Raw genomic sequence first — 8,345 nt, 5'->3', positions numbered from 1 at the left:
AGAGTTATTTGGTTGATAATCTACAAGATACAAAATTAACCCAGGCCAACTTACTGAAAATCAATTAGTTATAAACATACTTATTCACATAAAATTATTCTTAAATAATTCAAAACAGTTTCTAAATCCATAAGAAATAAATTCAAAATAGGCTATTCTTCAATACTAAATTCAAGAGCTATTGAAGCTTCATTCCCAGAAACATCAATGCATTGCACAATAAAATCATAATTTCCATGGGCCGCATCAAAGGGGATTACTATTTTTTTTTCAACCATATCCTCTTTTCCTTTAAGCTCTCCAACAATTATTTCAGCCCATGGTTGGATTGCAACTTTATGTGAGTGTCCATCAAAGTCATCATGAATATCAATTTTGAATTGAGCCAGTTCAATATTATCCTTAAAAACTGCTTTAAATACTATTTCTTCACCAGGTTTAAATGTTTGTTCAGTAACAGGACTTTCTAATTCAATTAGAGGTTTAATATCGTCCTTTTTTTTACAGGATGTAATTGCTAACAAAGCAATTAAAACTAATTTTAAATTATTTTTCATGGTTAGATTTCTTTAATTATTCTACTTTTTTAGTTTGAAAAGATTTTACAATGTCAAAATTTAGGTTTGCGCAAATGCAACATGGTTGCAAATATAGTGAAATTTTTAAATAATATTTCAGAAATTAGAAAAGGAGGAATTAAATAAGACTTTATTTTCCATTATACTATTTGAATTTTAAAAATAAATAACATGTGAGTGCATACGATTTGAGATCATAAAAATTATATCAAATTAAAAATTAGTGAATTAAATTGGAGTTAACAAAATCATTTTGGTATTAAATCTGCTTTAAATTCATCAATTGATTTCAAAATGAACATTCATCATTTTGCTTTATTAAATAATTAATTATGCTTCACAAAGAAATTACCAAAGAAGTATGTCCAATACCAAAGGGAATCCTATTGGCAATTGGAGGAGCTGAAAACAAAGGAGATTCTCCTGAGCTTGGATCTTTTCAGGAAAAACTACAGGATCCAGAAAGGCTCTCAATACTTAAATTATTTGCAAATGAACTAATTAAAAAAGAACAAAAAAAGATTGAAATCATAACAACTGCTTCTTCTGAACCAAAAATACTTATAAAAGAATATAAGGAGGCTTTTAAAAAATTGGGATTTGAGGTTGGCCACATCCATCATTACACAAGAAAAGAAGCGATGGAAAACAAATTTATTGAGCGAATAGAAAAGGCGGATGGTGTTCTATTTAGTGGAGGGAATCAATTAAAGTTAACATCACATTATGGAGGTACCGATATATTAAATCTATTGAAGGAAAAATATATATATTCTGATTTTGTTATAGCAGGAACAAGTGCAGGCGCAATGGCATTATCAACACCCCTGATATATTATGGATCCAAAGAAACAGGTTTACTAAAAGGTGCAGTTAATATTTGCATAGGACTTGAATTTATAAAAAATGTGGCAATAGATACACATTTTGGGCAGCGTGGAAGATTCGTTAGAATGGTGCAAGTTATAGTAACTAATCCCACTTGTATTGGAATTGGAATAGAAGAGGACACAGCAATTATCATTAGAAACGGAAAAGATATTGAAGTATGCGGAAATGGTATTGTTGTAATTGCTGATGGTCATTCCTGCCATCATATCAATATTGCAGATATTGGCCAAGATGAGGCAATTGAAGTTAATGATTTAAAAGTTCATTTGTTAACCAAAAAAAGTAAATATTCCATTCCAATAGACTTATAATTTAAGTGCATTATCCCCATAAAGTGTAAAAAAAAATAGTCAATAATTATTTTAAATATGAACTGAATTCACTTATACTACTTTCAATATTTATTGTTCATTTTGAATAACAATTTGAGAAACAGTTCCCCTATTTAAATTTAATTTGTAATTTTAAAATCTAATAAACAGAAGCGAATCTTTTTTTATTGATCTTGTGTTTTCGTTTTAATTTTGAGGTGTATAAATTTGTAGGGCTTTTTGAATCAATAAAAGCAATTTTAAAAAATAAATTAAATAAATAATTCAATATTATTCAGGATGTCCAAGAAAAATAAAGACCGGGTAAATGTTATATATTCTACAAATCCGGATTTTAAATTTGAAACCCATGATGAAGGAGAACAAAAAACTTTAGCTCCTCAGCAGCAAAATTTGAAGATAATGTTGGATAAAAAACAGCGCGCAGGTAAAGCAGTAACTTTAATCAGTGGATTTATAGGAAATAATCAAGATCTTCAGGAGCTTGGTAAATTTATTAAAAGTAAATGTGGAGTTGGGGGAACAGTGAAAGATGAGGAAATATTAATCCAGGGAGATTTCAGGGAAAAAATCTTAATACTTTTAACGGAAAAAGGGTATAAGGCTAAACGAGCAGGTTAACAAAAGCAAACATAAAAAACTTGGGGTATTTAAACTGCTGCCAATTCAAGGACTTGTTCGTAAACTTTTTCATAAAGTGGCAAAATCTTACTAATTTCAAAATTGCGTGCCTGATTCACGGCATTTTTTTTAAATTCCTCTAATTTTTTTTCATTACCAAGGATTGAAATAGCATTCTCAGCCATATTATCTACATCGCCAACGTTGCTTAAAAATCCAGAGTAACCATTCACATTCACCTCAGGAATTCCTCCTGTATTGGTTGAAACAACAGGAACGCCAGAGGCCATTGCCTCTAATGCAGCAAGCCCGAAACTTTCTGATTCTGAAGTAAGTAAAAAAAGATCAGCAATTGATAATACTTGTTCTGTGGCTTTAACTTTACCTAAAAAAACAACTTCATTACAAGTATTTAGCTCCCTGCATAATGCTTCTATTTTATGTCTTTCAGGACCATCACCAACCAATAATAATTTGGCTGGAATTTCTTTTCTAATTTTATCAAATATCCTCAATACATCCTCTACCCTTTTCACAGGTCTGAAATTAGAGATGTGAATAATTATTTTTTGTCCCAAAGGAGCATATTTCTTTTTAGATGCCTCTGAAAATGGATAGGAATATTGCTGTAAGTTAATAAAATTGGGAATTACATGTATTGGTCGAGTAATTTTAAAATGTTGGAAAGTATCCTTCTTTAAACTTTCTGAAACAGCAGTAACAGCATCTGATTGATTTATTGCAAAAGTAATTACGGGTTCGAATGATGCATCCTTACCAACCAATGTAATGTCTGTTCCATGAAGGGTTGTAACCACAGGAATTTTAATTCCTTCAGTTGCCAAGATTTGTTTTGCCATATAAGCTGCTGAAGCATGAGGGATTGCATAATGAACATGGAGCAAATCCAGCTTTTCATATTTTACTACATCCACCAATTTACTTGCTAACACTAGCTCATAAGGAGGATACTCAAAAAGTGGATAATCAGAAACATTAACTTCATGATAAAATATGTTTTCAGCAAACACATCTAGTCTCACAGGCTGACTATAAGTTATGAAATGAACTTTATGTCCTTTCTCGGCAAGAGCTTTTCCTAATTCAGTTGCAACAACACCGCTTCCACCAAAAGTGGGATAGCATACAATTCCAATTTTCATTACAAATTCAATTAAATTCTAAGTTTTTTTTACCTAATAAATAATGGAACTAAGGTAATGGTTTTTTTATTCAATTAAACTCCAGTATTAGATAATCTTTTAAAGGAGGAAGTATTTTCAGAGGTGGTGAATAAATAAATGAAAAGAATTGTATATGTGGAGTAAAATCCCCTGATAGCTGTAAAAAATTCTTGGATGAATTATTTAAAGAAGAAAAAACACAAGAGGAAAAGAAGCATAAACTGCTTTAAGAACTGGAAAAGAGAATTCAATATTATTTGGCAAATTTTATGATTTCAAGAAAGAGAAATGTGAAGAAAGCAAAAGGAATAAAAAAAATTAAAACTAAAAACTTGAACATGGTAAATTTAGACTTTTTTAAAATCGTATTTTTATTGCTTTTGTTGATTTTGATAAGTGATTCTTCCTCGGGTCAAAGTGCAATGAAAGGAAAAGAATTTTGGTTAGGTTTTTTGCAAAACAATGAATCAGAATCAAATGTGAAATTGGTTGTAACCATTTCTTCTGAAGTAAATACGTCAGGAACAGTTTCGATTCCTTTACAATCCTGGGAAAGCAATTTTTCGGTAACTGCGGGTGGTTCTGTATCCATAAACATACCAACCCCATTAGGAGAAAATACTACATCAGGAGTTATACAAAATAAAGGGATTAAAATTATATCCAATGATGATGTTACTGTTTTTGTTACTAACTATGCTGGATTTACTTCTGATGCTAGTTATGTAATTCCAAAACAAAGTCTTAGGTCAGAATATATAGTATTAACTTATAATGCTTATAGTTCATGGCCCAATGATATGTTAATAGTTGCAGCAACAGATAATACCATTATTGACATTATTCCTTCAGTAAATACCATAAATGGGAATGCTTCAGGAGTCGAATTTTCGATAACACTTAATGCGGGTCAAACCTATTTATTAAAATCATCAAATGGAACTGATATTTCAGGCACACAGATAAAAGCTAAGGAGCTTTGTAATCCTTTTGCTGTTTTTTCCGGAGCAAAAATAGCAAACATCCCCACTAATTGTGTTGCTGCGGATCATATTTTCCATCAAATGTTACCAGTAGATTACTGGGGAAAGAATTATCTTGTTACTCCGTTGAATGGTTTTTATTCATTAAGAATGATAGCTTCAGAAGACAACACAGCAATAACAATCAATGGGGTTCCGCTTACCACATTAAATAAGGGTAATTATTTTACCTTAAACAACCAAAATGGAACAAAACAAATAACTTCAGAAAAGCCATTAATGGTGGCACAATTCCTACAAGGATCAGATTGTTCAGGATCTGGCGATCCTGCTATGACAATACTTGCACCTGGGGATAGGAAATACACTAAAGTTAATTTTTCCACCCTAACCCTTTCAAACATTAACAATCATTATTTAAATGTTGTTGTTGAAACTTTATATAAAGATTATGTTATTTTTAACGGAAATAATATTGGAGCAGGTTTTATCCCATTTCCAAGCTCTAATTCTTATTCTTATCAACAAATTGAAATAAATCCGGGCTATCATTCCTTAGAAGGTGATAGTGGCATAATTGCGAATGTATTTGGAACAGGAGGTTGGAACAGCTATTTTTTCACGGTTGGATATAAAGAAGAAGATAGTAATCATGATTTTACTTTTGAAACACCTGTTTGCGCTGGAATTCCAGTTACTTTTTATGCACAGGGTAGTGGAATATCATCATGTTATTGGGATTTTGGGGATGGCAGTAATGAAACGGGAGAAAGTGTACAACATAATTATGCCTTACCTGGAACTTATAATGTAACCTTGATTTTTGGTAAAGGCAGTAGCTGCTCCGATACAATAACTAAAATAATTGAAGTTCCCCTTGCCCCTCTCGTAGATGTAATTAAAGACACTGCAATTTGTGGAAATACTCCTATAATAATTAATGCTCAAGGAAATGCTAATTCCTTTCTTTGGTCAACAGGTGACACCACATCTTACATTAGTACATCAGATCCTGGTATTTACTGGCTCAAAACAAGTAATGAAATCTGTACTACCATTGATACTATTATAGTTAAACAATTCATTTATCCAAAGCTAAGTCTTGAAAAAGAAATTAGTTTGTGTCAAAACAATGAATATGAATTAAATCCTAAAGGAGAAAATAGTCTTAAATATACCTGGTCAACAGGAGAAACATCAATGGTAATTAATGTAAATCAGGAGGGGTTTTACTGGGTGGAGGCAAGTAATTACTGTGGAACTGTTAAGGATTCAACGGAAGTAAGAATTAAACTTATCCCACCTGTTGATGCGGGAAAAGATACAACTATTTTATTAGGAACCTCTGCTCAATTAAATGCAATAGGTGGTGTTAAATATGCCTGGAATTCTGAAAGTAGTTTAAGTTGTTTAAATTGTGCTTCTCCTAATGCTAATCCTAAAGTGAGTACAACATATTATGTAATGTTAACAGGTGATAATGGATGTAAATCAATTGACTCGGTTACTGTTTTTGTTGATCCTAACCTGCTAGTATTTGTACCCAACATATTTTCCCCGAATGGTGATGGTAACAATGACATCCTCTATATAAGAGGCAAAGGTATTAAATCGATCAATTTGTATATATATAATAGATGGGGAGAAAAAGTATTTGAATCAAGCGATTTAAATCAAGGCTGGGATGGGACTTTTAGAGGACAACAATTACCACCATCTGTTTTTGTTTTTTATTTAGATGCCTTTTTAGAAACAAATCAAAGAATAATCCAAAAGGGAGATATAACTTTGATTAGATAGGTGGAATATTCAATAAAATTATTTTCCATTGAATTGGAACAAAAGAAATATTTACTCTATTCCATTTAATGTAAGGGTAAGGATCATTTAGGTACAAGTCAAAAAAACATGAACAGTTCGCATTAATCAAACCCTAGGAATCAAAAATTGCAAATTAACTTTTATCTCACTTCAAAGGGAAACAAGAGTTATTTCCTCCTATTAAAAAAATTAAGGCCCTAAAACTCAAAGAACGATTGCTTTCTTTAATTAACCCCAAACCATCTTATTAGTTTTCACGTGGTAAATACCATTAGTTAACATTAAATATGATGAGTTGTCTTTGTGATTTTACTATAACACCTTTGTTTTCTATTATTATTCCTCTTTGCATTTATAGTTAATTGCTATAAATCAAGGAAAAATTCAATTTTCCTCCCATTTAATCAAGATATTAATTTAGAATAATAAGGAATATAAATTTAAAATGGCCTCAAGAATATGGGAGTATTCAAGGATATTTCACTGAATGTAGAAAAAAATTCACGAGAATTTTGAATTGCAGTAATAAATAAAATTTGCAAAATTAATGAAATGACCTAAAAAACCAGTGAAATGTGAAGAAATAGTAAAAGCGAAAAAAGAAATTAAGGGAATGGTAATTAAATTGAATAATAAAAGATGAAGGGCAAATCAATTGTTTTTGCCATAATAAAAAGGCTGTAAAATAAATTATTTGATCAAAAAACACAATTCAATTATGACTAATAATTCATAAATAAATATAAATATAAATTTCATGAAAAAAAAATTTACGTGCTTTATTGCAATAGCAATTGGTTGTATGCTATTCAAAATAGATTCAAATGCCCAAGATATTCATTTCTCTCAGTTTGAAATAGCAAGCCAAACCTATAACCCCGCTACTATAGGAGCTTTCAGAGAAGATTATCGTTTTATGTCACATTACAAAGACCAATGGGGGAGTGTTGGAACTCCTTATAAAACAATTTATGCATTATTTGATTCTAAAATCAAAGTAGGCAAATCCAAAAATAATGCTTTGGGTTTGGGTGTATCTTTTTATAGTGATAAGGCAGGTGAATCCAAAATGGGAACTAGTATGGGATCACTTTCTCTTTCCTATCATATAAAAATGAATAAGGAAAACACTTTGGGTGCTGGAATACAAAGTGGAATGGGTCAAAAAAGCGTAAATCTTTCAGGTTTAAAATGGGATAATCAATTTGACGGAGATAATTATGATGTAAACCGAAATCCTAATGAAAATTTATCTGCTCTAAATTTTGCCTTTATTGACCTTTCAGGAGGATTGTTTTGGAATTTTGTAAGGAGGGATAAAAATTTAAAATTTAATTCTGGTATTTCCGTATCTCATATAAATAATCCACCCCAATCCTTTTATGGAAGCAGTGACCGAGTACTTACAAAAATAATAGTACATGGAGGTAGTGAAATAGTCCTGGAAAACACCAATACATCAATTCTTCCAGCGCTAATGCTTGCCAAACAAGGTCCATTTTATGAAATAAATGCAGGAGCAATGGTAAAATATGTTTTGGGAGTTGATTCAAAATATACTGGTTTAAGAACTTCCTCTGCTTTATATCTTGGTGGTTTTTATAGGGTTGGTGATGCAATTGCTTTAGCTAGCAGATTCGATTTTAAAAATAATTTTTCTGTTGGCTTTAGCTATGATATTAATGTTTCTCATTTACGTTTGGCAAGTTCTGGAAGAGGTGGCATGGAAGTCACCTTGTTGTACAAAGGTTTATTTGAAAAAAAATAATATTTCCCATTTACCTTTGGCAAGGTATTGTAAAGTAAGCATGAAAATCATTTAGTTGTACAAAGGTTTATTTGAAAGAAAATAATGTTTCCCATTTATCTTTGGCAAGGTATTGTAAAGTAAGCATGAAAATCATCTTATTGTACATAGGTTTATTTGAAAGAAAA

Annotated in this window: 6 protein-coding genes; 4 read left to right on the top strand and 2 right to left on the bottom strand. The window is 31.0% G+C overall.

The annotated features are described in order from the left end of the window. Positions 1 to 152: 152 nt before the first annotated feature. On the bottom strand, positions 153 to 557 hold the full coding sequence (locus H0V01_11475) for a DUF4625 domain-containing protein (protein MBA2583991.1): 405 nt from the start codon (positions 555 to 557) through the stop codon (positions 153 to 155). Positions 558 to 910: 353 nt separating this feature from the next. On the opposite strand from H0V01_11475, the gene H0V01_11470 reads away from it, so the two are divergent. Beyond that, positions 911 to 1,780 (top strand): cyanophycinase, encoded by an 870-nt coding sequence (locus H0V01_11470; protein MBA2583990.1) that lies wholly within the window; start codon positions 911 to 913, stop codon positions 1,778 to 1,780. 300 nt (positions 1,781 to 2,080) lie between these two features. Further along, a complete protein-coding gene (locus H0V01_11465; protein ID MBA2583989.1) occupies positions 2,081 to 2,422 on the top strand; it encodes a translation initiation factor in 342 nt (113 codons plus the stop codon). A 29-nt stretch (positions 2,423 to 2,451) separates the two neighbouring features. Here the strand turns inward: H0V01_11465 and bshA are convergent, their stop codons facing one another. Continuing rightward, the gene (gene bshA, locus H0V01_11460) at positions 2,452 to 3,585 is read right to left on the bottom strand and encodes an N-acetyl-alpha-D-glucosaminyl L-malate synthase BshA (GenBank protein ID MBA2583988.1); all 1,134 of its coding nucleotides are present in this window, start codon (positions 3,583 to 3,585) and stop codon (positions 2,452 to 2,454) included. A 359-nt stretch (positions 3,586 to 3,944) separates the two neighbouring features. Between bshA and H0V01_11455 the strand changes: the two genes are divergently transcribed. Continuing rightward, a complete protein-coding gene (locus H0V01_11455) occupies positions 3,945 to 6,389 on the top strand; it encodes a gliding motility-associated C-terminal domain-containing protein (protein ID MBA2583987.1) in 2,445 nt (814 codons plus the stop codon). A 778-nt stretch (positions 6,390 to 7,167) separates the two neighbouring features. Further along, on the top strand, positions 7,168 to 8,178 hold the full coding sequence (locus H0V01_11450) for a PorP/SprF family type IX secretion system membrane protein (GenBank protein ID MBA2583986.1): 1,011 nt from the start codon (positions 7,168 to 7,170) through the stop codon (positions 8,176 to 8,178). Positions 8,179 to 8,345 lie beyond the last annotated feature (167 nt).

This window comes from Bacteroidota bacterium (genome assembly GCA_013696965.1).
Lineage (GTDB): Bacteria > Bacteroidota > Bacteroidia > JACCXN01 > JACCXN01 > JACCXN01.
The sequence above is the reverse complement of the archived record's forward strand: the minus strand, read 5'-3'. Positions and strand labels throughout refer to the sequence as shown.